Annotated in this window: 19 protein-coding genes and 1 pseudogene; 12 read left to right on the forward strand and 8 right to left on the reverse strand. The window is 63.0% G+C overall.

All coding sequences use genetic code 11. The features are described 5' to 3' along the window. Window positions 1–18 precede the first annotated feature (18 nt). The 3 genes from H0485_RS12395 to H0485_RS12405 all read right to left on the reverse strand — a co-directional run bounded on the left by H0485_RS12395 (window position 19) and on the right by H0485_RS12405 (window position 2,800). Complete coding sequence (locus H0485_RS12395) at window positions 19–1,281, reverse strand: TRAP transporter large permease (protein ID WP_226935990.1); 1,263 nt, start codon at window positions 1,279–1,281, stop codon at window positions 19–21. After that, window positions 1,278–1,766: a TRAP transporter small permease gene (locus H0485_RS12400; protein WP_226935992.1), complete on the reverse strand. Its 489-nt coding sequence runs from the start codon at window positions 1,764–1,766 to the stop codon at window positions 1,278–1,280. The genes H0485_RS12395 and H0485_RS12400 overlap by 4 nt, the downstream gene beginning before the upstream one ends. Window positions 1,767–1,828: 62 nt before the next feature. Then, a complete protein-coding gene (locus tag H0485_RS12405) occupies window positions 1,829–2,800 on the reverse strand; it encodes a TRAP transporter substrate-binding protein (protein ID WP_226935994.1) in 972 nt (323 codons plus the stop codon). A 305-nt stretch (window positions 2,801–3,105) separates the two neighbouring features. On the opposite strand from H0485_RS12405, the gene H0485_RS12410 reads away from it, so the two are divergent. Then, entirely contained in the window at window positions 3,106–4,122 is a 1,017-nt protein-coding gene (locus H0485_RS12410; RefSeq protein WP_226935996.1) for an Ldh family oxidoreductase, read from the forward strand. Window positions 4,123–4,157: 35 nt separating this feature from the next. Here H0485_RS12410 and H0485_RS12415 read toward each other — a convergent pair whose 3' ends face one another. The 5 genes from H0485_RS12415 to H0485_RS12435 all read right to left on the reverse strand — a co-directional run bounded on the left by H0485_RS12415 (window position 4,158) and on the right by H0485_RS12435 (window position 9,804). Then, window positions 4,158–5,033 (reverse strand): mechanosensitive ion channel family protein, encoded by an 876-nt coding sequence (locus H0485_RS12415; protein WP_226935998.1) that lies wholly within the window; start codon window positions 5,031–5,033, stop codon window positions 4,158–4,160. Window positions 5,034–5,508: 475 nt separating this feature from the next. After that, window positions 5,509–5,739, reverse strand: coding sequence for a hypothetical protein (locus tag H0485_RS12420; protein WP_226936000.1), 231 nt, complete (start codon window positions 5,737–5,739; stop codon window positions 5,509–5,511). Window positions 5,740–6,044: 305 nt separating this feature from the next. Next, window positions 6,045–7,727 carry an ABC transporter permease subunit gene (locus H0485_RS12425; RefSeq protein ID WP_226936002.1) on the reverse strand — a complete coding sequence of 561 codons (1,683 nt, stop codon included), beginning with the start codon at window positions 7,725–7,727 and terminating at the stop codon, window positions 6,045–6,047. Beyond that, window positions 7,724–8,719: an ABC transporter ATP-binding protein gene (locus H0485_RS12430; RefSeq protein ID WP_226936004.1), complete on the reverse strand. Its 996-nt coding sequence runs from the start codon at window positions 8,717–8,719 to the stop codon at window positions 7,724–7,726. The genes H0485_RS12425 and H0485_RS12430 overlap by 4 nt, the downstream gene beginning before the upstream one ends. Before the next feature lie 80 nt (window positions 8,720–8,799). Next, window positions 8,800–9,804, reverse strand: a complete 1,005-nt coding sequence (locus H0485_RS12435) for an ABC transporter substrate-binding protein (RefSeq protein WP_226936006.1) — start codon at window positions 9,802–9,804, stop codon at window positions 8,800–8,802. Between the two features lie 129 nt (window positions 9,805–9,933). Between H0485_RS12435 and hisN the strand changes: the two genes are divergently transcribed. The 11 genes and pseudogenes from hisN to H0485_RS12490 all read left to right on the forward strand — a co-directional run. Next, complete coding sequence (gene hisN / locus H0485_RS12440; protein WP_226936008.1) at window positions 9,934–10,746, forward strand: histidinol-phosphatase; 813 nt, start codon at window positions 9,934–9,936, stop codon at window positions 10,744–10,746. Between the two features lie 9 nt (window positions 10,747–10,755). Continuing rightward, window positions 10,756–11,529 (forward strand): DeoR/GlpR family DNA-binding transcription regulator, encoded by a 774-nt coding sequence (locus H0485_RS12445; protein WP_226936010.1) that lies wholly within the window; start codon window positions 10,756–10,758, stop codon window positions 11,527–11,529. Window positions 11,530–11,957: 428 nt separating this feature from the next. Beyond that, entirely contained in the window at window positions 11,958–13,163 is a 1,206-nt protein-coding gene (locus tag H0485_RS12450; RefSeq protein ID WP_226936012.1) for an ABC transporter substrate-binding protein, read from the forward strand. A gap of 61 nt (window positions 13,164–13,224) precedes the next feature. Continuing rightward, a complete protein-coding gene (locus H0485_RS12455) occupies window positions 13,225–14,079 on the forward strand; it encodes a branched-chain amino acid ABC transporter permease (protein ID WP_226936014.1) in 855 nt (284 codons plus the stop codon). A 2-nt stretch (window positions 14,080–14,081) separates the two neighbouring features. Continuing rightward, window positions 14,082–15,032, forward strand: a complete 951-nt coding sequence (locus H0485_RS12460) for a branched-chain amino acid ABC transporter permease (RefSeq protein ID WP_226936016.1) — start codon at window positions 14,082–14,084, stop codon at window positions 15,030–15,032. A 3-nt stretch (window positions 15,033–15,035) separates the two neighbouring features. After that, window positions 15,036–15,809, forward strand: a complete 774-nt coding sequence (locus H0485_RS12465) for an ABC transporter ATP-binding protein (protein ID WP_226936018.1) — start codon at window positions 15,036–15,038, stop codon at window positions 15,807–15,809. Beyond that, window positions 15,806–16,510 carry an ABC transporter ATP-binding protein gene (locus H0485_RS12470; protein ID WP_226936021.1) on the forward strand — a complete coding sequence of 235 codons (705 nt, stop codon included), beginning with the start codon at window positions 15,806–15,808 and terminating at the stop codon, window positions 16,508–16,510. Before H0485_RS12465 ends, H0485_RS12470 begins: the two co-directional genes overlap by 4 nt. A 6-nt stretch (window positions 16,511–16,516) precedes the next feature. Then, window positions 16,517–17,773, forward strand: coding sequence for a Zn-dependent hydrolase (locus H0485_RS12475; protein ID WP_226936023.1), 1,257 nt, complete (start codon window positions 16,517–16,519; stop codon window positions 17,771–17,773). A 61-nt stretch (window positions 17,774–17,834) separates the two neighbouring features. After that, window positions 17,835–19,316: a M81 family metallopeptidase gene (locus H0485_RS12480; protein WP_226936024.1), complete on the forward strand. Its 1,482-nt coding sequence runs from the start codon at window positions 17,835–17,837 to the stop codon at window positions 19,314–19,316. Window positions 19,317–19,319: 3 nt separating this feature from the next. Next, window positions 19,320–20,123 carry a FadR/GntR family transcriptional regulator gene (locus H0485_RS12485; RefSeq protein ID WP_226936026.1) on the forward strand — a complete coding sequence of 268 codons (804 nt, stop codon included), beginning with the start codon at window positions 19,320–19,322 and terminating at the stop codon, window positions 20,121–20,123. Window positions 20,124–20,171: 48 nt separating this feature from the next. Beyond that, window positions 20,172–20,669: pseudogene (locus H0485_RS12490) on the forward strand (ABC transporter ATP-binding protein); the annotation flags it as partial. Between the last annotated feature and the right edge of the window lie 333 nt (window positions 20,670–21,002).

Genomic DNA, 21,002 nt, shown 5'->3' on the forward strand with positions numbered 1-21,002 from the left:
GAGGTTATGGTGTCAGCCTCAGCTGACGAGGAAGGTCGAGATCTGCGGCACGAAGATCATTACGATCACCAGCAAAAGCGTGGCGATCATATAGGGCATGGCCGCCCAGGCGACGCGCATCACCGGCTCGCGCGCGATGGCCGCGGCGACGAAAAGACAGATTCCGACCGGCGGGGTCACCAGACCGATCGCCAGCGCGATGATGGTGATCAGACCGAAATGGATCGGATCGATTCCCAGCTGCTGGGTCACCGGAAACAGGATCGGCACCAGGATGATGATATTGGCGGTGAGATCCAGGATCGCCCCCATCACCAGATAGATGCACAGGATCAGCAGCAGCACCGCATAGGGATTATCGGTGAAATCGGCGACCCAGGCCGCGACCTGCTGCGGCACCTGGGCGCGGGTCAGGATCAGCCCGTAAAGCGAGGCCGCCGCGATCATCATCATCACCACTCCGGTGGTCGAGGCTGCGGCAAGGGTGATCGGTTTCAGATCTTTCAGCGTGATATTGCGATACCAGAACTGCCCCAGCAGCCAGGCATAGACCGTGGCGACCACCGAGGCCTCGGTCGGGGTGGCAATGCCAAAGCGGATCGAGCCGATGATCACCACCGGCAGGGTCAGCGCCGGAATGGCCACAATGAAGGCCCGCCCCATTTCGCGCAGCGAATAGCGCTGGCCCTGGGGCATGTTCTGACGTTTCGCGACCAGGGCAATGGCCAGCATCATCACCACGGCAACGAGGACGCCCGGCACGATGCCCGCAATGAACAGCCTGGTGACCGAAGCGCCGGTGACCACGCAATAGACGATCATCGGCACCGAGGGCGGCAGCACCACCGAAATGATCGAGGAACAGGCGGTGATCGCCGCCGAGAAGGCCGGTGTATAGCCGCGCCGCACCATGGCCGGGATCATCGACGTGCCGCTAGAGGCGGTATCGGCCACGGCTGAACCGGTCATCCCGCCCATCAGCACGTTCTGCGCCACATTGGCATGGCCCAGCCCACCGCGGAACCTGCCCACCACGGTTTCAGCAAAGCTGACAATATCATGGGCAATGCCGGTCCTGTCCATCAGATGCCCGGTCAGCAGGAAGAAGGGAATAGCCAGCAGCAGGAAACTGTCAATTGAGGCGACCATTTTCTGCGCCACCACCGCCAGAGGCATGCCCTCATAGACCAGGGCCGCCAGCGATGACAGGCCAAGGGCAAAAGCCACCGGGGCGCCGATCAGAAGCAAGCCGATGAAACCGGCAACAAGCAGAAGGATCATGGGGCAACTCCGACCGGACGGGGGCGCTGACCACCGATCCAGCCGAGAAGGATCTCCAGCGAAATCAGGATCATGCAGATATAATATGAGAGGTAGATCCAGAACATCGGCAGCCGCAGCACCGCCGAGGGCTGGCCGAGGGAAACCGACAGGATCTTGCGGCCAAAATACATGCTGGCCAGGGCGAAAATCAGCACCGTCAGCTCGATCAGCACCTGGCCGGGGCGCTTCAGCCGGGGCGGCAGCACATGTGGCAGGATATCGATCCCCAGATGCTCCCGCGAGACCCAGGCCAGCCAGGCCCCGAGGAAAGAGATCCAGATGAACAGATAGCGCGACAGTTCCTCTGACCAGATCAGCGGCGCGTTAAAGACATAGCGCGAGATCACCTGCGCCATAGTGGCAAGGATCATGGCGGCAAACAGCACCAGGATCACGGCCTCGTTCAGCGAGGTTATCGCCGTGCGGGCACGATTGAGAGACATGGTCAGCTCCGCAGAAGAGAGAGAGGCTGCGGCAGTTTTTTCTGCCGCAGCCGGGTCGGGGCTCAGTTCTTCGCAGCCGCGCGGATGCGCTCGATCACCGCCGGATCAAAGGTGAAATCGCTGTAGATGCTCTGGGCGATTTCGCGGAAGGGGGCAGTGTCGATCTCGCTGATTTTCACCCCGTTTTCTTTCAGCTTTGCCGATTGCTCGGCCTCCAGCCGGGCGCTTTCGGCGCGCTGGAAGGCGGTCGCCTCTGGCAGCGCCTCCAGAATGGCCTGGCGCACCTCTTCAGGCCAGCTTTCCCAGACCGATTTCGAGGCCAGGAACATATGCGGGCCATAGACATGGCCGCTCAGCGTGATGTCGCTCTGCACTTCCCAGAGCGAATTGGTGTAGAAAATCGTGATCGGGTTTTCCTGGCCGTCGATCACCCCCTGGCCCAGCGAGGTAAAGACCTCGCCCCAGGCCATCGGGACCGGCGAGGCACCGAGCTTTTCAAATGCGCGGATATGCACCGGGTTTTGCATGGTGCGCAGCTTGACCCCGGCCAGATCCGCCGGCGTGGTGATCGGCTTTTTCGCCGAGATATGACGCCAGCCATTTTCCCAGATCGCGAGGCCGACCATGTCGATATCATCAAATCTGGTCAGCAGATCCTTGCCAATCTCGCCATCGAAAACCCTATAGGCATGTTCGGAGTTTTCGAACAGGAAGGGCAGATCCAGCACCCCGGCTTCGGGCAGGAAATTCACCACCGGCCCCGAGGAGACCACGGTCATCTCGACGCTGCCCAGCTGCAGCCCCTCAACCATCTCGCGCTCTTCGCCCAGCTGGCGGTCCGGATAGACATTGATGGTGATCTCGCCGTTCGAGCGTTCTTTCACCAGTTCCGCCAGTTTCAGCAGACCCAGATGGGTCGGGTGACCGGTCTGCACGCCATGGCCGATATTGACCACGGTTTCAGCCGAAAGCGACCCGGCCCCGAAGGTGGCAACGGCCAGAACTGCCGCAGAAGTCAGATAAGAAAAATTCATCAGGTCCTCCCAAACCCAGTCTGCAAAAAAGGCGCGCCGCTTTGGCTCGCAGACCTGGGATCCGGGCCGGTCTTCCTCCCGGAAACGACGGCCCCGGCGTCAGGCCCTGCGGCTGCACCCTGCGGCGGTGACTATCACTGGCATGACCAGCGCAGTCAATACTCATCATACCAGTTTGCGGTTTGCAGAGGTCCCCCGATCCCGCCAGGACAACCGGCCGGGCAGCGGCACCATCCTCCCAGGCTGGGCACCGCGCTTCGCAGCGGCTATGACCGCGGCTGGTGCTGTCTGGGGGAGAGGCGCAGATGAGCGAAGATATTCTGATGACTGAGGCCGGGGTGATGGAGCTCGCGCAGCGGTTTCTGACCGGCCAGGGGCTGGCCGCGCCGCATGCCGCCGCCATGGCCAGAGCCCTGACCCGGGCGCAGCGCGATGGCGGGCTTTCTCATGGTCTGCAGCGCCTGCCAGGCACGCGCGACACCATCGGCCATCCAGAGTTCAACAAAGCGGCGAGGCCGAAGGTTGAGCAGCTGACACCGGCCGTGGTGCAGGTGGATGCGGATTACGGCTTCTCGATCTATGGCACCGAACTCGGATTGCCCGCGCTGCGCCGCAGTGCCGGGCAGCTGGGCATTGCTTTTATGGCGGTGCGCAATGGCTTTCACTCCACCGCGCTCTGGCCGGTGGTTGAGGATCTGGCCGAGGCAGGGCTGGTCGGCCTGTCGATGAATCCGACGCATGACTGGGTGGCCCCGGCGGGTGGGAGCCGGCCAGTCTTCGGCACCAATCCCATCGCCTTTGCCTGGCCACGCCCGGACCAGAAGCCCTATGTCTTTGATTTCGCGACCACCGCCGCTTCGCGTGCTGATATTGCCATGCATCGTCAGGCCGGACAGCAGGTGCCGCCGGGCTGGGGTCTGGATCCAGAGGGCCAGGCCACGACCGATCCGGCGGCGATCCTCGCCGGGGCCATGCTGCCCTTTGGCGCGCATAAGGGTTCGGCCATTGCGACGATGATCGAGCTGATGGCCGGGCCGATGATCGGCGATCGCACCAGCCACAGCTCGGCCCGGTTCGATGCCGGGCATCAGGCGGCGCCCTGCCATGGGGAGCTGATCATCGCCCTCAATCCCGGGCTGTTGGGCGGGGCCGGAGATGTCGAAAATGCCGAAAGGATGCTGAATGCGATTTCGGGCCAGGGCGCCCGCCTGCCCGGCAGCCGCCGCCATGCGCTGCGCGCGCGCCATGACCGCGAGGGCATTCCGGTGCGCAAAGCCCTGTATGAGCGCATTCTGCAGCTTATGGCCGATGCGCCGGGCTGAGGCCCGCGCTGCACTCGCATCGTCAGGGCGGCGCCTCAGTCGAAGCTGCCGCCCTGGCGTTCAACGGGCCGCAAGGAAACCCCGGCCAGACGCAGCTCGGCATCGATGCGGCTGATCACCTCATTGCGGCAGGCGCGCTCCTGATCAAACTGCGGCACGAAATAGGTGATGCGATAGGTCACGCCAAGCGGGCCATATTGTGCCACCTGGACATCACTGCCGCGCGAGGGCAGCACGGAATCGACCCGGGCCAGCGCGCCGCGCATCAGCGCTTTGGCTTCGCTGACCGGCAGGGTGATCGGCAGGGTCAGCTCGGCGCTGTCGCGATATTCTTTCTTGGGGGCGCTGTAATTGGTGATGCGCTGGCGCGAAATCTGACTGTTGGGCAGGATGACATAGGTGCTGTCGCGGGTCACAAGCCGGGTGGTGCGCCAGCCGATCTCCTGGATCCGGCCCTGGGCCAGCCCTTCGATATTGACCCAGTCCCCGATGCGAAACGGTGCCTCAAGCCCAAGCGCGAGGCCGGAAAATGTATCGGCAACCACATTGCGGATGGCAAAGCCCAGTACCGCCAGCACCAGCCCCGAGCCGGTCAGAAAGCCTGACAGGTCGCGATGCAGAAACAGCGACAGGCTGGCAAGCAGCGCTGCCACGAACAGCGTCACCCGCAGCAGATCAAGCGTGACTTTCGGCACTGCCCGGGCGCCTTTGCGCTGACGCTGCAAATGCGCCCGGATCAGCTCATAGCTGAAATGCGCGCCGAGAAAGATGGCCAGGGCCAGTGAAAAACGGCGCAGCCCGCCGGTGAAATCGGCGCTCAGCCCCAGCAGCGCGCCGAGCGGATTGGCAAAGAGGGCGAGCAGGACAAGGCCGGTCAGGCCCAGCCCCATGACGAGCATACGTCTGACCATTTCAGCTCTGCTCCCGGCCATCCACCAGCCGCGGTTTGGGTGGCGCGGTCCGGGATCTGGTCACCTGAACCTTGTGGCTGAAAGGGTGCAGACAGCTCGGGCAGCGGCCCGCCGCCGAACGGGGCACGGCGGCCCGGCACCGGGGGCAGAATTCAGGGAGGGAGCGGCGATACATGACAGGTCCTTGCAGAGATCAGACAGCGGGGAAAGCTCTTCCCGGCGCTGCTGCGGCCCCGTCAGAGAGGGCCAGGGCGGCAGCACCGGGAAAAACATGCGCCTGAGTGGCGCATCCGGTTATGATCTGGAGCAGTCGCAACAATGCAGAAATCCGTGAGACAATAAGCCGAAGGAAAAATCCCGACTTCTTTAATATGGAAACGTTTTTTATTTTTTCAACAGCTTACGCCTGTCGCAGCCCTCCGGAAGCGCTGCGCATATGCGCTGGCCGCTTCGCGCGCCAGGAAATCCTGGTGGATTACAGTCGTGCCTTGCCAGTTTCCAACAGCCACCATACCCGCTCCGGCACCTGGCGGGCCATTGCGGCCCTGAAGCCGATCAGGCGTGCCCGGAGCGTGGAAGCGGTGATGCTCAGGCACTGCAGCAGGTTCAGCAATGCATCGATGCTGTCCTGCCTGCCAGCCGGGGGGCGGCAATCAGGACCAGTCGTCCCGGCGCGCCCGGCAACTCCGGCACGGGTATGTTGCATCGTGCAGCACCTCAGCGGCGATGGGCTGGGCCGGGGGGCGGCAGTGTCGTTGCGGGCGTGCCCTGCTTATGGAAATGCATCCGGCTGGCCGGCATCTGCCCGAAGGCAAAGGCGATCTCTATGGCCCATGCGCAGTGCCGGGCACGACACAGAAGGCGCTGACCGGCCCTCCGAAGTTTTCCCCACTGAGGTAGCGGCGTCTCAGGCGCTCCCCTGCCGCCAGAATTTCAGAGGGCAGGGACATATATTGGCAGCGATTTTTCCCGCCGCTCAATGGCCTGCAGGCGGAAAAAGCCCGGGCTGTCTCAGCTTGCCCCGGTGCTTCTGGTCAGCCTCGCCTGCAGTTTCAGGATCACCCGCATCAGCCCCATCGCGGCGAGCACCGTCAGCATGATCAGCACGGAGAAGGCTGCCGCCTGGGTGGAGGAGCCTGCCTGATCCAGCCGCATGACCGAGACCGCGCCAACGCTGAGCTTTGGCGTGATCAGGAAGATCACCGCTGAAAGCGTTACCATGCCGCGCATGAACAGGAAGAAAAACACCGAGATCAGCGTCGGCACCATGATCGGAATAATGGCATCGCGCAGCGAGGCCCAGGTGCCGCCGCCGATGGTGGTGACGGTTTCTTCCAGCTGTTTCGGCACATTACGGATGCCGGTGACCATCGTCAGGAAACCCTGCGAATGGTAATGGTAGAAATTGCAGAAGGCGATCAGCAGGGCCGAGCCGTAAAGGATCCCCGGGAAGACCGGCTTTACATTGAAGGCCAGCACATAGGACAGGCCCAGAACCAGGCCGGGCACGCCAACCGGGATAATCGCCAGCAGATAGACCAGCCGGGCCGAGGAGCGCGGCATTTTCCGCTGCGCCAGCACCAGAGCAAACAGCATGATTGTGCCGAAGACCGCGGTGATCAGCGAGGCATAGAGCGAGGTCCAGAGCGGATCAAAGCCCCCCTGGGTGGTGATGTTATAATTCTTCAGCGTCAGGCTCATCTTATAGGGCCAGAGCTGGACGAAGCTTGCAAAGACCACCACCGCCACGATTGCGATCAGGAACAGCGCGGTCAGATGGGTGATGATCCAGAGCGGCAGATCGCGCGGCGCCCAGCGGTCGGGCTCAACCGGAATGGCGCCCTCGCCCGTATCGCCGCGCTGGCCGGCCACTTTCTCCAGATAAAAGGCCAGCAGCGTCGGGATCAGCAGCAGGATGCCGACGACCGCCCCCATGTTGAAATTCATCTGCCCCACGACCTGGGCATAGATCTCAGAAGCCAGCACCCGGTAATTGCCACCAATCACCGCCGCATTGCCGAAATCGGTGATGGTGACGGTAAAGCAGACGAAGGCCGCACTCAGAATGCCAAAGCGCAGCGCCGGCAGGGTGATGTCGCAAAAGCGGCGCCAGGGCGAGGCGCCCAATACCAGCGCCGCATCATATTGCCGCCGGTCGGCATGGCGCAAAGCCACGGCCATGATCATCACCGCCTGGGGCAGCGCATACATCGAATTGGCGATGACAAGGCCCGGCAGGCCGTAAATCTGCAGCTCGATCCCGGTCAGATAGGTTACCAGCCCGTTGCGGCCAAACATGAAGATCAGCCCCAGCGCCTGCACCAGCGAAGGCGCCAGCAAGGGCAGGATCAGTGCGAGAGACACCAGCCAGCGCAGCGGCATCCGGGTGCGATTGAGCGCATAGGCAATGACCAGGCCGAGGCTGACACAGATCAGCGCGGTCAGCCCGCTCATCACCAGAGAATTGCTGACCACGCCCCAGAGATGATCGAGGCCGAGGATCTCGCGGTAATTGCCAGCGCCCACCGCGCCGTCGCGCTGCTGCAGGCTGCGCCAGACCACAATGGCCAGCGGATAGAGGAAGAAAAGCGCAAGCCCCGCCAGCGGGACCAGCAGCACCACCTGCTGAAACAGCTTTTCCCCCAGCGGCTGATCCAGGCCGCGGGAGCTGCGTTTTTCTGCCAGGCCGCTCATGGTGCGACCCAGACGCCGGCGCCCGGCTGCAGGCTGATACTCACCGGCGCGCCTTCGGCGAAACCGGGAAGGCGATGGGTTTCGGCAAGGATCACCTCGCCCTGCCAGTCGATCTCAATCCGGCTGACATTGCCCAGAAAAGTGATCGAGCGCACCCGTCCGGCCCCGGCAGCATCGGGTTGCACCAGCACATCCTCGGGGCGCAATGCGAACAGCTGGCCGCTCTGGCCGCGCGGCGGCAGAATGCCAAAACCGGCCGCTCTGGCCTCAGACAGCAGGGTCGAGCTGCCGACGAAATCGGCGACGAAACGGGTGGCCGGACGGGTATAGATATCGGCGGGAGAGCCGATCTGTTCGATGCGGCCCGCGCTCATACAGACCACCTTATCGGCCATGGTCAGCGCTTCTTCCTGATCATGGGTGACCATGATGGTCGGAATGCCGAGACGTTTCTGCATCTGGCGGATTTCGCTGCGCAGGCCGGCGCGCACCCGGGCATCCAGCGCTGAAAGCGGCTCATCCAGCAGCAAAAGCGCGGGTTCCACCGCCAGGGCGCGGGCAATGGCAACGCGTTGCTGCTGGCCGCCCGACAGCTGCCAGGGCAGCCGATGGGCAAATTCTTCCAGCCTGACCAGCGCCAGAAGCTCTTCGACCCGGGCAGAAATCTCGGCCTGGGGCCGTTTGCGCAGTTTCAGCCCATAGCCGATATTTTGCGCCGCGGTCATCTGCGGGAACAGTGAATAGGACTGGAAAACGATGCCGAACCCGCGGTCCCGCGCCCCGATCGTCGCCAGATCGCGCCCGCCGAGCATCATCTCACCGGCCTCAAAGCTTTCCAGCCCGGCCACCACACGCAATAATGTGGTCTTGCCGCATCCCGAGGGGCCAAGCAGGCAGACGAATTCATTTTCGCCCACCGAAAGATCAATCTCTTTCAGCGCCTGATAGGTGCCGTAGAATTTCGAGAGCCCTCGGATGTCCAGGGTCATCATGCCTCACTTCACTGCAGAGAACAGGGGGCGGCGGGGGCCGCAAAGGGGGGATGCGGGCCGGAGCCGCATCCCCTGTCTGATCAGCGACCGACGGCCTCACGCCATTTGGTGATGATCGCGTCACGCGCCTCGCCCGAAGCGGCGAAGTTCATCGGGAAGAGCACCGCTGCCAGATCCTCGGGCAGACCGGCCTTTTCGGCCTGGGGCGAGCGCGGCACGCCCGGAATCGTCACCAGATCCTTGCGCGCGGCATAGGCCTCAACCGCGCCGGTGCTGAGCGTCCAGTCCAGGAAAAGCTTCGCATCATCGGGATTTGCCGAGGATTTCATCAGGCCATTGGCCTCGAGCTCAAAGCCGGCATAATCCGAGGGGATCACCATCTGGATCGGATAGCCCTCATCAATGCCCTGCATGGCCACATAGGACAGCGAGGCGCCGATGGCGAATTCCCCGGCCTGGGCCATCCTGCAGGGCCGCGAGCCGGAGGTGGTATATTGCGCCATATTCGGATCCATATCCTGGATCAGCTGCCAGCCTGCCTCATCGCCCGCGCCCTGCAGGATGGCGGCGATCTGCAGATAGCCGGTGCCCGAAGAAGAGGGATCCGGCATCACCACCTCGCCTTTATAGGCGGGGTTCTTCAGATCAGCCCAGGAGGTGGGAACCGGGGCACCGAGCTGGGCCAGACGCTCGGTATTGACGCAAAATGCCCCGACATAGCCGGTCGGAGCGAACCAGCGGCCCTCTTTGTCGCGGAACTGCTCGTTCAGCGCCTCTGCGCCCTTGGCAGCATAGGGCCCCAGCTGATCATAAATCCCGGGGTTCAGCATATTGGTCAGGGCAAAACCCCAGATCACATCGGCCTGCGGATTACCGGCCTCGGCAATCAGACGCGCGCCGAGATCACCGGTCGAGAGCCGCAGCACATTCACCGTTACATCGGGCATATCCGTCGCCGCGCGTTCGAGATAGGCGGCAACCTCGTCTTCTTCCAGGGCGGTATAGACGGTGATCTCTCCGGCGAGAGCCGGCATGGCCGCCGCGCTGAGCGCAAGACTGGCAAGAAATGAGCACTTATTCTTCATTCGGCTTCTCCTGTTGGTTGGGTGCTTTTTTAGAAACGGTAGCGCAGGCTTGACGATGTGGCAATCTGTGTATTTGTGTTGTATTGGGTTTTTATTACATCAGCCGACTGCCACTGGAGATGCCTGGAAATGGTTATATCTGCCGCTAATGCCACGCCATCCCTCGCTGATATGGCGGAAGTGGCCCGCAGAATTGCTGTCGAAGCGGGGCTGAAGGGGCTGGAATGGTTCCGCAAACCCGTCGCTGTCGAAGTGAAAGGCGATCAGAGCCCGGTGACCGAAGCTGACCGGGCGGTCGAGACATTGCTGCGCGAAAGGCTTCGGGCGGCCTTTCCCGGACATGCGATTCTCGGCGAGGAATTCGGCATCGAAGGCGCCAGTGATGCGCCGGTCTGGGTAGTGGATCCGATTGACGGCACCCGCAGCTTTATCACCGGCTGGCCGATCTGGGGCACGCTGATGTCAATGGCGCTTGCGGGCCGCTCCAGCCTGGGTGTGCTGCATATGCCGGCGCTTGGTGAAAGCTGGGTCGCCCATGCCGGTGGTGACTGCCTGTTCTACGCGGCGGATGGCCAGGTCAGCACGGCGCGCACCAGCGGCTGTACCAGCCTCGCTGAGGCGCGGTTCTATACCACCTCGCCCGATTATTTTAATGCCGGCGAACAGGCCGGATATGAAGCGATCCGCAGCGCCACCAGCGTGCAGCGCTTCGGCGGCGATTGCTATGCCTATGGGATGCTGGCCTCCGGCCATGTCGATCTGGTCGTCGAAAGCCGGCTGCAGCCCTATGACTTTCTGGCGCTGGTGCCGGTGATCGAACAGGCGGGCGGCGTGATCAGCGACTGGCAGGGCCGCCCGCTGGAGATCGGATCCGGCGAGCAGGTCATAGCCGCCGCCACGCCTGCTCTGCACCGGGAGGCGCTGGCGCTGATTGCGGGCTGAGGGCTGATCATGTGGCAGGCAGAACGACATCAGCGGATCCGCGCACTTCTGGGCACCTTTGGCCAGGTCGGCGTGGATCGTATCGTCACCGAGCTTGGTGTCTCGCGTGAGACGGTGCGGCGTGATCTGAAAGAACTGGAAGAGGCCGGTGTCCTGCGCCGCATTCACGGCGGCATCGTGCCGGTTCAGGCCGAGGGCGAGGCCCCCTACCCTGAGCGCGCCGGACTGCATCTGCGCGAAAAGCGGGCCATAGCCGAGGCCTGCCTGCGCTTCATCAGCCCGGGGCAGACGCTCATCATTGACGCGGGCAGCACCACCGCCTGCCTGTCAGAGCAGCTGGCCGGGCTCAGCGGGCTGCTGGTTTTCACCAATTCCGTCGAGGTTGCCGCCAATCTGGGCACGGATGCATCGCGGGCCCGGCAGAACCGGGTTATTCTGCTCGGCGGCGATTTTATCAGCGCGCCCCCCTCGACCCAGGGAATGACGACCCTGGCCGCTATTGCCTCGATCCGGGCCGATCTGGCTTTCTCTTCGCCCTATGGGCTGAGCGCGGCCGATGGTGCCACCAGTATGGTGCTGGAGGAGGCCGAGGTCGCAAGGGCCATCTATGCCAGCGCCGCCCGCAGGATCCTGCTGGCGGACGGCTCGAAACTCGGCCGCCGGGGGCGCATCTGCTATGCCACAGCGGATGAGCCGGATCATATCGTGATGGATGCCGCCGCCGCGCAGAGCCTGCATTTCACCGATCTGCGCAAACTGGCCGGAACGCGGTTGATCTGCTGATCCGCTCGGCAGTAATGCGTCAAACGATGCGGTACTGCCGGTTTGCAGCCAAAATTTCCAGGGAAAACAAGCCTGTTGCACAGATCCGGCGCGGCTGGTCTGGCTGGCCGCCGCCGGGATTCTTTCAGAAAGACCGCTCCTGCCCCTGAGCGCCGCGATCCGGGCCGTCTCGCGACCAGGTCACAGCATGCGCGGGCCAGGAGGATTCATCCCATGGTTGTGGCAGGCGCAGTGCATCACGGAAGGAAACCTGGCTCGCCTGCTTGCGATTTCATCATAATATACTGAATTTAATATAAAATTTAGAAATACGGGGGAGCAGAACAAAGCCAGGCGGGGTGCGCTCAAAATCGTAGACAGATTAAATATACTATGCGTATAGTTCTTACAGTCACAATAAAAACGACCTCTCTCAACAGGGAAATCCAATGCTCAATCGCCGTTCTTTCCTGGCCAGCACCGCTGGCACGGGCGCATTTCTTGCAACCCCTGCTCTGCTGCGTCCGGCCTTTGCCGCTGACCTGCTGAAGGTGGGTATTCCGGTGCCGATTTCGGGTGGCAATGCCGCCAATGGCAAATATGCCTCGATGGGGGCGATCCTTGCTGCTGAGGAGGCCGCGGCAAAATATGGCCGCCCGGTGCAGACCTTCGATCTCGATACCGAAGGCAAGCCCGCCACTGCCGTGCGCAAGGTGCAGGATGCGATCGAGCGCGATCAGATCAGGCTGTTTGCCGGAGGCATCCTGTCCTCGGAATCGCTGGCGATGGGCAAGGAATGCGAAAAGGGCGGGGCGAACTTCATCACCACCGCCGGGGCGGATGAAATCACCGGATCCGATTGCAACAAAGCCACTTTCCGCTGGTCGGTGCCGACCTTTGGCGCGGTCAATCAGTCGATCCGGCCGATCATCGAGGCGCTGCCCGATGCCAAACGCTGGTATACGATCACCCCGCAATATGTCTTTGGCGAAGGGCTGCTGAAGGCCACGCAGGACGTACTGACCGAAAAAGGGCTGGAGCTGGTCGGCAACAGCTATCACGCGCTGACCGAAAAGGAATTCTCGGGTTATCTGACCAATGCGATGGCCGAACGCCCGGATGTGCTGCTGATCCTGAATTTTGGCGCACAATGCGCCGATACGCTGCGCCAGGCCGTCTCTTTCGGCATGAAGGAACGCATGACCATCGTCGTCGCCTGGGCCTCGGGGCTGGAACAGTTCGAGGCGCTGGGGGCCGATCTGTGCGAAGGGATCTATTTCGGCGCGCAATACTGGCACACTGTCGATGCCGGGCTGAACCCCGGGCTGGTCAAAATGACCCAGGCGAAATTCGGCATCAATCCGAACTATTCGCTGGCCGGATCCTATATCTGCACCAAGCTGATGATCGATGCGGCCCAGGCGGCCGGGTCGGATGACCCCGAGGCGGTGCGGGCTGCGCTGCAGGGGCTGAGCTATCAGGGCCTGACCGGCGAGGAAAGCGTGCGCGCCGAAGACCATCAGGTGCTGAAGAACTACTATCTTCTGAAGGCACGCGCCAAAGCCGATATGGCTGACAAGGATGACTTCGCGGAGATCATCTCTTCCGGGCAAAGCTTCCTCAGCCCCGAGGCGGCAGGCTGCAAACTCGGCTGATCCGGCGGCGGGCGGGCCCTGACCGGGCCGCCCGCCTCTCACTGCCTACAGGAGATCCTCGGTGACCTATCTATTCCAGATGCTGAACGGCATCGGGCTTGGCATGCTTTACTTTCTGCTTGCCGTCGGCCTGACCATCATTTTCGGACTGCTGCAGTTCGTGAACTTCGCCCATGGCGCATTCTATCTGCTGGGGGCCTATCTGACCTATGATTTCGTCGAACGCGGCATGAATTTCTGGCTGGCGATGGCGCTGGCGGCCGTGATCGTCGCCATCGTGGCCGGTGCGGTCGAGGCGATCCTGCTCAGGCGGATCTATAAGCTGCCCCATACGTTCCATATCCTTGTGACGGTGGGGATCGCGCTGTTCATCCAGGAGATGGTCATTATCCTCTGGGGGCCGCTGGGCGGCAGCGTCGCCGCACCCGAGGGGCTGAACGGCGTGATCATCGCCGGGGATTTCATCTATCCGAAATACCGGCTGTTCATGATTGCCTTTACCGCCGTGCTGGCGATCGCGCTCTACTGGGCGCTGGAGCGGACGCGGCTGGGGGCCATCGTGCGCGCCGGATCGGAATCTGCGGAAAATATGGGCCTGCTGGGCTATAACACCCTGCGCATCAATACGCTGGTCTTTGCCGCCGGGGCCGGTCTGGCCGGTCTGGCCGGGGCGCTGGTGGCGCCGATCCGCGGGGTTGAGCCCTTCATGGGCATCGAGGCGCTGTCGATTGCCTTTGTCGTCGTGGTGATCGGCGGCATGGGCTCGTATCTCGGCGCGCTGGTCGCCGGCATCCTGGTCGGGGTCGTGCAATCGCTGATGGCGACGATCTGGCCCGAGGGCGCCAGGCTGATGATCTATCTGGGCATGGCGGCGGTGATCGTTCTGCTGCCCCGTGGCCTGTTCGGGAGGGCATGAGAATGCTGTTGATCAACCGTCCTTTCGTGCAGTTCGGTCTGGCGCTGGCCACCGTGCTGGCCCTGCCGCTTTTCCTTGGCTCGGGCATCCTGGCCTCCGAGATCCTGATCTACGCGCTGATCGCGGCGGCCTGTAATCTTTTGCTGGGATACACCGGCCTTCTGTCCTTCGGGCAGGGCATCTTCTTTGGCGTCGGCAGCTATGTGGCGGGCATTTTCCTGACCCGCTATGGCCTGCCGGTCTGGATGGTGCTGGTCATGGCCACCCTGCTCGGAGCGGCAATTGCCACCCTGGTCGGCTGGCTGTCGATCCGGCGTCAGGGGGTCTATTTCGTCATGCTGACCCTGGCCTTCTCGCAGCTTTTCTATTTTCTTGCCTATACATTCGCCGATATTACCGGCGGCGATAACGGGCTGATGGATGTGCCGCGCCCGGTGGTCTTCGGCATGGCGCTGAATTCGGCCTGGAGCTTTTACACCTATACCGCCGTGTCGTTTCTGGCGCTGTTCGCGCTGATGCTGCGGGCGACGCAATCCACCTTTGGCCGCACCCTGATCGCGGTACGCGACAATGAGGAACGCGCGGCCGCCATCGGCTTCCCGGTCAAGGCCTTCAAGACCGCCGCCTTTGCCATCTCCGGCGCGGTCACCGCCTATGCTGGTGCGCTGAAAGCTATGCTGATCGGCGTGGCCCCGCTGGCCAATATCGAACATCACACTTCGGAAATGATCCTGATCATGACGATCATTGGCGGATCGACCAGCCTTTTCGCCTCGGTGCTGGGGGCTTCGGCCTATCTGCTGCTGGCCGACTGGTTGTCGCAGATCTGGCCGCGCTGGCTGCTGCTGCTGGGGCTGGCCCTGGTTGTGGTGGCACTGTTCCTGCAGAAGGGGCTCTGGGGGCTGGTGGAAAAGCTCTGGATCCGGGCCAGTGGCGCAAAGAAGGAGGGCTGAGCCATGACCACAACCGATTTTGCCCTGTCGACCCAGGGGCTTGGTGTCACCTATGGCAAGTTCGTCGCGCTGGCGGATATGGATCTGAACATCCGCCGCAACACGGTGCATTCGATCATCGGGCCGAATGGCGCCGGCAAGACCACAATGTTCCATGCCCTGACCGGGCGGGTGATGCCCTCATCGGGCAGCATCACGCTCAACGGCAAGGATATCACCCATATCCGCGATGATGAGCGGGTGCGCCATGGCATCGCGCGCTCATTTCAGGTGACCAGCCTGTTCCCCACCCTGCCGGTGGCGGAAAACCTGCGCCTTGCCGCACAGGGCAAGACGCCCTGGCAGGCGCTGGCCCCCTGGCGCAGTGCCGAAAGCAACCGCGCCGCGCTGAACACCGCTGCAGAGGTGATGGAACGGCTGCGGCTGACCGGGGTGGCACACCGCCCTGCCGGCGAACTCAGCCATGGCCAGCAGCGCCGGCTTGAGGTCGGCATGGCCATGGCCTCACATCCTTCGGTGATCCTGATGGACGAACCCACCTCCGGCATGGGCGTCGAGGATATCGAGGAGATGAAAGCGCTGATCCGCGATCTTGGCCAGGATCATACCGTGCTCTTCATCGAGCATAATATGGGGATCGTGATGAATATATCCGACACGATCACCGTGATGCGGCTCGGGCGTAAACTGGTTGAGGGCACGCCCGCCACAGTGCGCGCCGACCCCGAGGTGCAGCGTGCCTATCTGGGCAATATGATCACCGGAGACATCGCATGACCGTGCTTCTTGAGGTGGAAAATCTCCACAGCTTTTATGGCAAAAGCCATATTCTGCAGGGTGTTTCTCTGACGGTGAATGAGGGCGAGGTGGTCACTCTGCTCGGCCGCAACGGCGCCGGAAAATCGACCACGCTGAAAAGCATCGCGGGCGCGGTCACCCCGGGGCAGGGGCGGGTTTCCCTGGCCGGGCGCGATCTGGCCGGCCAGCCTGCCTTTCGCATCGCCAAGGCCGGTGTCTGCCTCGTGCCCGAGGATCGCGGTATCTTTTCGCTGCTGACGGTCGAGGAAAACCTGCGGATCGCCTGTCGTAAGGGCTCGGCCTGGTCGATCGCCGATATCTACGCGATCTTCCCCCGGCTCGAGGAGCGCAAGCGCAATGGCGGTGGTCAGCTTTCGGGCGGTGAGCAGCAGATGCTGTCGATTGCCCGCGCGCTGCTGACCGGGCCACGCCTGCTGATGCTTGATGAACCGGTCGAGGGCCTGGCCCCGGTGATCGTGGATGAGATCGTCACCCAGATCCGCAAAGTCGCGGCGGCGGGGGTATCGATCCTGCTGGTCGAGCAGAATCTCGCGGTCTGCACCGCCCTGGCGCATCGCCATAATATCATCGAACTGGGGCGGATCGCCTATCATGCCAGCGGGCCGGATTTCATCCGCGATAGCGATGCGCGTGACCGCTACCTTGGCGTAAAGGCCTGAAACGACATGTCTAACCTGACAATTAACGCTGAGCGGCTGTGGGACAGCCTGATGGAAACCGCCGAGATCGGTGGCACCGGGGATGGGGGCATTGCCCGGCTGACCCTTGGCGCCGATGATGCGAGGATCCGGGCATGGCTGATGACGCAGACCACGGCCCTTGGCATGGAGATGGTGGTGGATGAGGTGGGCAATATGTTCGCCACTTTGCCCGGCCGCAATCCCGATCTGCCGCCGATCGCCATGGGCAGCCATCTCGACACGCAGCCGACGGGCGGCAAATTTGATGGCGTCCTGGGTGTGCTGGGCGGGCTGGAGGTGCTGCGGACGCTGCGCGATGCCGGTCTGGTGACCGAGGCACCGCTGATGCTGGTGAACTGGACCAATGAGGAAGGCTCGCGCTTTTCACCGGCCATGCTGGGGTCGGGGGTCTGGGCCGGGGTCTATTCGCGCTCCGAGGCCGATGCCCGCTGCGATGCGGGCGGTGAAAGCTTTGGCGCGGCGCTCGATGCCATTGGCTGGCGCGGTGCGGCCAAAGCCGGATCGCAGCGCTTTGCCGCGATGTTTGAGCTGCATATCGAACAGGGCCCGGTCTTAGAGGCCGGGGCGGTCGAAATCGGTGTCGTCACCGGGGTGCAGGGCCTGCGCTGGTTCGAGGCCCGGCTGACGGGCCGCGCCGCCCATACCGGATCGACGCCGATGCCGATGCGCCGCAATGCGCTGCTGGGCGCGGCGCAGGTCATTGCGGCGGTGGATGCGATCGGGCTGGCCCATGCGCCCCATGCGGTGGCGACGGTCGGTTTCCTTGAGGTTTCGCCCAATTCCAACAATGTCATCCCCGGCCAGGTGGATTTCACCGTGGATCTGCGCCACCCAGAAGATGCGGTGCTGGAACAGATGGAAACCGCCTTGCGGGCAGCCTTTGAGCTTGCCGCCGGGAGTATCGGGCTCGAAGGCCGTCTGACACGTATTTCCAAAGTGGATGCAGTGCATTTCGATGCCGATTGCCTGGCCTCGGTGCGGCTGGGGGTGGAGCGCGCGGGGCTGAGCGCATGCGACATCATCTCGGGCGCCGGCCATGATGCGGTGCATACCGCCGCTGTCGCGCCGACGGTGATGATCTTCGTGCCCTCAGCGGGCGGGCTCAGCCATAATCCGGCGGAATCTACCAGCCCGGCCGAATGCGCCGCCGGTACCCAGGTCCTGCTGAACGCGGTGCTGGCGCATGATCAGCTGCTGGCCGAACGCCGCCGCAGCGCCTGATCCCCTTTGCGCCTGCGGCCCTCCTGGCGCCGCAGGCGTCTGCCCTGGAAAAGACCTTAAAATGCGTATTGTCATCGCCCGCCAGAATCACGAAACTAATACTTTCTCTCCGGTTCCGACCCCGCTTGCGGCCTTCCGCCCGCTTTACGGCACCGAGGCCCTCGCCGAAGCCCGTGGCATGAAAACCGCGCTGGGGGCGTTTTATGCCTGGGCCGAAAGCCTCGGGGCCGAAATATCCTGCCCGCTGATCGCCCATGCCTGGCCAAGCGCGCCGGTCGAGGATGACGCCTTCGAACATATGGCGGCGGTGATCCTTGCGGATATCGCCCGGGGCTGCGACATGGTGCTGCTGGATCTGCACGGCGCCATGGTCACCCGCAGCCATGATGATGGCGAAGGCGAGCTGCTGGCCCGGATCCGGGCGCTGGCACCCGATGTACCGCTGGGGGTCGCGCTGGATCTGCATGGCAATATCACGCCGCGCATGGTGGAAAACTGCGATGTGATCGCAGGGTTCAAAACCTATCCCCATATCGACATGTATGAAACCGGCGAGCTGGTCTGCAGCATGATGGCAGCGATGCGTCAGGGCATGACGCCCCGGATGGCGCGGGTGCAGCCGCCGCTGCTCGGTCACACCTTGCCGATGAACACCACAGTGCCTGGGGCGATGGCCGATGTGATCGCCATGGCCCGGGCCGCCGAAACCCGCCCCGGCGTGCTGGCAGTCAGCATTTTCGGCGGTTTCCCGGCGGCTGATCTTTATGAGGCCGGGACCAGCGTTGTCGCGGTGACCACCCCCGAACTGGATCCCGGGGCGGTGGCGCATGAGATTGCCTGCAGCATCTGGGAACGGCGGGGTGAATTTATCTACGATCAGCAGCCGCTTTCTCAGTCGATTCAGGCCGCAGCCGCAGCGGCAGAAAGGCCAGGCCGCGGCCCGGTGCTGATGCTGGACCATGGCGATAACTGCATGTCTGGCGGCACCTGCGAGAATATGGATGTGCTGGAAGCGGCGCTTGCCGCCGGGCTCAGCGGCATTGTCACCGGTCCGGTCGCCGATCCGGAAGCTGTCGGACAGGCCTTTGCCGCCGGTCTTGATGCGCAGGTCGAAATTGCCATCGGCAACAAGATCCCCGCGCCTGGCTTTCCCGCGCCGCATCCGCCGCTGGTTCTGCGCGGGCGGGTGCTGGCCCTGGGCACGGGTCGCTATACCATCACCGGGCCGATCTATACCGGAATGATCTGCGACATGGGCCGCTCTGCGGTGATCGACACCGGCGCGGCACGGGTGCTGATCTCGTCGCAGACGCATGAACCATGGGATGAGGCGGTGTTCACCTCGCTCGGGATCGACCCGCGGGAGTGCCGATATCTCCTGCTCAAGTCGCGTATGTATTGCCGCCCGGTCTTTGAACCACTAGCCAGAGAGGTGGTGGAATGCGCCGGGGGTGGGGTGACCGGCTCAGATTACAGCCTGTTCCCCTATCACAAATTACGCCGGCCGATCTGCCCTTTGGATGCGGATGCTGAATGGGAGTAGTGCATGACCTCTGGTCACGATCATCACGATGACAGCGGGGCGGAAGCTGTCCCGGTTGCGCCGGCCCGCAAGATGCGCCGGATCAAGCTCTCCGATCAGGTGGCCGAGGAATTGCGCCGCTGGATCGCGCGCGACCATCTTGGCCCGAAGGACCGCCTGCCGCCGGAAAAGGTGCTGATGCAGCATTTCGGCTGCTCCAAGGGTACGATCCGCGAGGCACTGAAGGCGCTGGAGGTGGAAGGCCTGCTGGTGATGCAATCAGGGGCCAATGGCGGCCCCGAAATACAGGCGACAACGACCGAAACCGTCATCCAGCAGATGCGGCAGTATTTCCATTTCCAGCAGCTGGATTTCAAGGATGTCTATGAGCTGCGCAAAAAGCTGGAGGTGATGCTGGCCGAGAATGTCACCGGCCGGCTGAGCGAGGATCAGTTTCGCCGTCTGCAGGCCAATGTCGAGAGCTGCAGCCAGGCAATCCGCGATGATGACCGCGAAACCGGCCGTGTCGTCGAAGTGCAGTTCCATGACATTCTGGCCGAGGCATGCGACAATCCGATCCTTGATCTGATGTGCCGCTTTCTCAATGTCATGGTGCGCGATCTGGTGCTGCGCCGCACCGACAGCCTGCGCGAACATTCTGCCTTTGGGCAGCAGAATATTGATGCCCATATCGAACTGCTCGATGCATTTCGCCGCGAGGATCGCAGCGCCGCCCGCGCCGCGATGGCCAGCCATATGCATTGCGCTGAATGCTCGATGAAAGACCTGGACGCAACCTTCCATCTGGATCTTCTCAGCAGACAATAAGCGCTGTTCCGGCCCCGATCCGTGCCGCAGGCGAGTCCGGACGGGGGCGGGCAGGATTTACTGCCGCTCGCCTCGCATCAGGCGGCCCGGGCCGGGATCGGCCTTGTCCCCGAGGGGCGGCGCTGTTTTGCCCCGCTCAGCGTGACCGAAAACCTGACCGTCGCAGCCCGCCCGGGCGCCTGGGATCTGGCGCGGGTCTATGCCCTGTTTCCCCGGCTGCAGGAGCGCGCGGGCCAGGTTGCCCGCACCCTGTCGGGGGGCGAGCAGCAGATGCTGGCGATCGGCCGGGCGCTGATGACCAATCCGCGCCTTTTGGTGCTGGATGAGGCCACCGAGGGCCTGGCCCCGGTGGTGCGCGGCGAGATCCAGGCCGCGATCCGGCGGCTGAAGCTCGAGGGGCTTTCGATCCTGCTGGTTGATAAATCACTGGCCGAAATCGCCGCAGTGGCCGATCACGCCGTGATCCTTGAGCGCGGCGCGACGGTCTGGAGCGGCAAAATGCCCGCCCTGAGCGCCGAAATTGCAGATCGCTGGCTGGGTGTGTGAGCTTCGGAAAGGCGCAACGCCCGCCCCTCACTCCCGTCAGAACTGGCTTGTGCTGTTCAGGAAAAAGCCGGTCTGCGCCGCGTCAGAAGGGCACAGATCATCTGACATCTGAATAGCCCCATGTTTGATGGTCGCCTTTTTTTCTACTTTTGAGGCAAGGAGGCCATGATGGTCACAGTGACTTTCAGCGACGACTTCAAGCGTGATGCGGTCGCTCAGATCACGGAGCGGGGCTATAAACGCCGCCCTGGCAGCTATGGCGGCAAGCCATCAGTCGTGGTCGGCAACACCCTCGACAGGCAGTTCGACGTCGAAGCGCCAGACTGGGTGTGG

The sequence above is a fragment of the Pseudogemmobacter faecipullorum genome, assembly GCF_020539525.1.
GTDB classification, from domain to species: Bacteria; Pseudomonadota; Alphaproteobacteria; order Rhodobacterales; family Rhodobacteraceae; genus Pseudogemmobacter; species Pseudogemmobacter faecipullorum.

Bases quoted from the DNA above. Each gene is read 5' to 3' on its own strand.
- H0485_RS12435 (WP_226936006.1), bottom strand. From the start codon at position 9,804: ATGAAGAATAAGTGCTCATTTCTTGCCAGTCTTGCGCTCAGCGCGGCG.
- H0485_RS12475 (WP_226936023.1), top strand. From the start codon at position 16,517: ATGTCTAACCTGACAATTAACGCTGAGCGGCTGTGGGACAGCCTGATG.
- H0485_RS12405 (WP_226935994.1), bottom strand. From the start codon at position 2,800: ATGAATTTTTCTTATCTGACTTCTGCGGCAGTTCTGGCCGTTGCCACC.
- hisN (WP_226936008.1), top strand. From the start codon at position 9,934: ATGGTTATATCTGCCGCTAATGCCACGCCATCCCTCGCTGATATGGCG.
- H0485_RS12410 (WP_226935996.1), top strand. From the start codon at position 3,106: ATGAGCGAAGATATTCTGATGACTGAGGCCGGGGTGATGGAGCTCGCG.
- H0485_RS12395 (WP_226935990.1), bottom strand. From the start codon at position 1,281: ATGATCCTTCTGCTTGTTGCCGGTTTCATCGGCTTGCTTCTGATCGGC.
- H0485_RS12480 (WP_226936024.1), top strand. From the start codon at position 17,835: ATGCGTATTGTCATCGCCCGCCAGAATCACGAAACTAATACTTTCTCT.
- H0485_RS12445 (WP_226936010.1), top strand. From the start codon at position 10,756: ATGTGGCAGGCAGAACGACATCAGCGGATCCGCGCACTTCTGGGCACC.
- H0485_RS12450 (WP_226936012.1), top strand. From the start codon at position 11,958: ATGCTCAATCGCCGTTCTTTCCTGGCCAGCACCGCTGGCACGGGCGCA.
- H0485_RS12460 (WP_226936016.1), top strand. From the start codon at position 14,082: ATGCTGTTGATCAACCGTCCTTTCGTGCAGTTCGGTCTGGCGCTGGCC.
- H0485_RS12470 (WP_226936021.1), top strand. From the start codon at position 15,806: ATGACCGTGCTTCTTGAGGTGGAAAATCTCCACAGCTTTTATGGCAAA.
- H0485_RS12420 (WP_226936000.1), bottom strand. From the start codon at position 5,739: ATGCAACATACCCGTGCCGGAGTTGCCGGGCGCGCCGGGACGACTGGT.
- H0485_RS12400 (WP_226935992.1), bottom strand. From the start codon at position 1,766: ATGTCTCTCAATCGTGCCCGCACGGCGATAACCTCGCTGAACGAGGCC.
- H0485_RS12430 (WP_226936004.1), bottom strand. From the start codon at position 8,719: ATGATGACCCTGGACATCCGAGGGCTCTCGAAATTCTACGGCACCTAT.
- H0485_RS12465 (WP_226936018.1), top strand. From the start codon at position 15,036: ATGACCACAACCGATTTTGCCCTGTCGACCCAGGGGCTTGGTGTCACC.
- H0485_RS12425 (WP_226936002.1), bottom strand. From the start codon at position 7,727: ATGAGCGGCCTGGCAGAAAAACGCAGCTCCCGCGGCCTGGATCAGCCG.
- H0485_RS12485 (WP_226936026.1), top strand. From the start codon at position 19,320: ATGACCTCTGGTCACGATCATCACGATGACAGCGGGGCGGAAGCTGTC.
- H0485_RS12415 (WP_226935998.1), bottom strand. From the start codon at position 5,033: ATGGTCAGACGTATGCTCGTCATGGGGCTGGGCCTGACCGGCCTTGTC.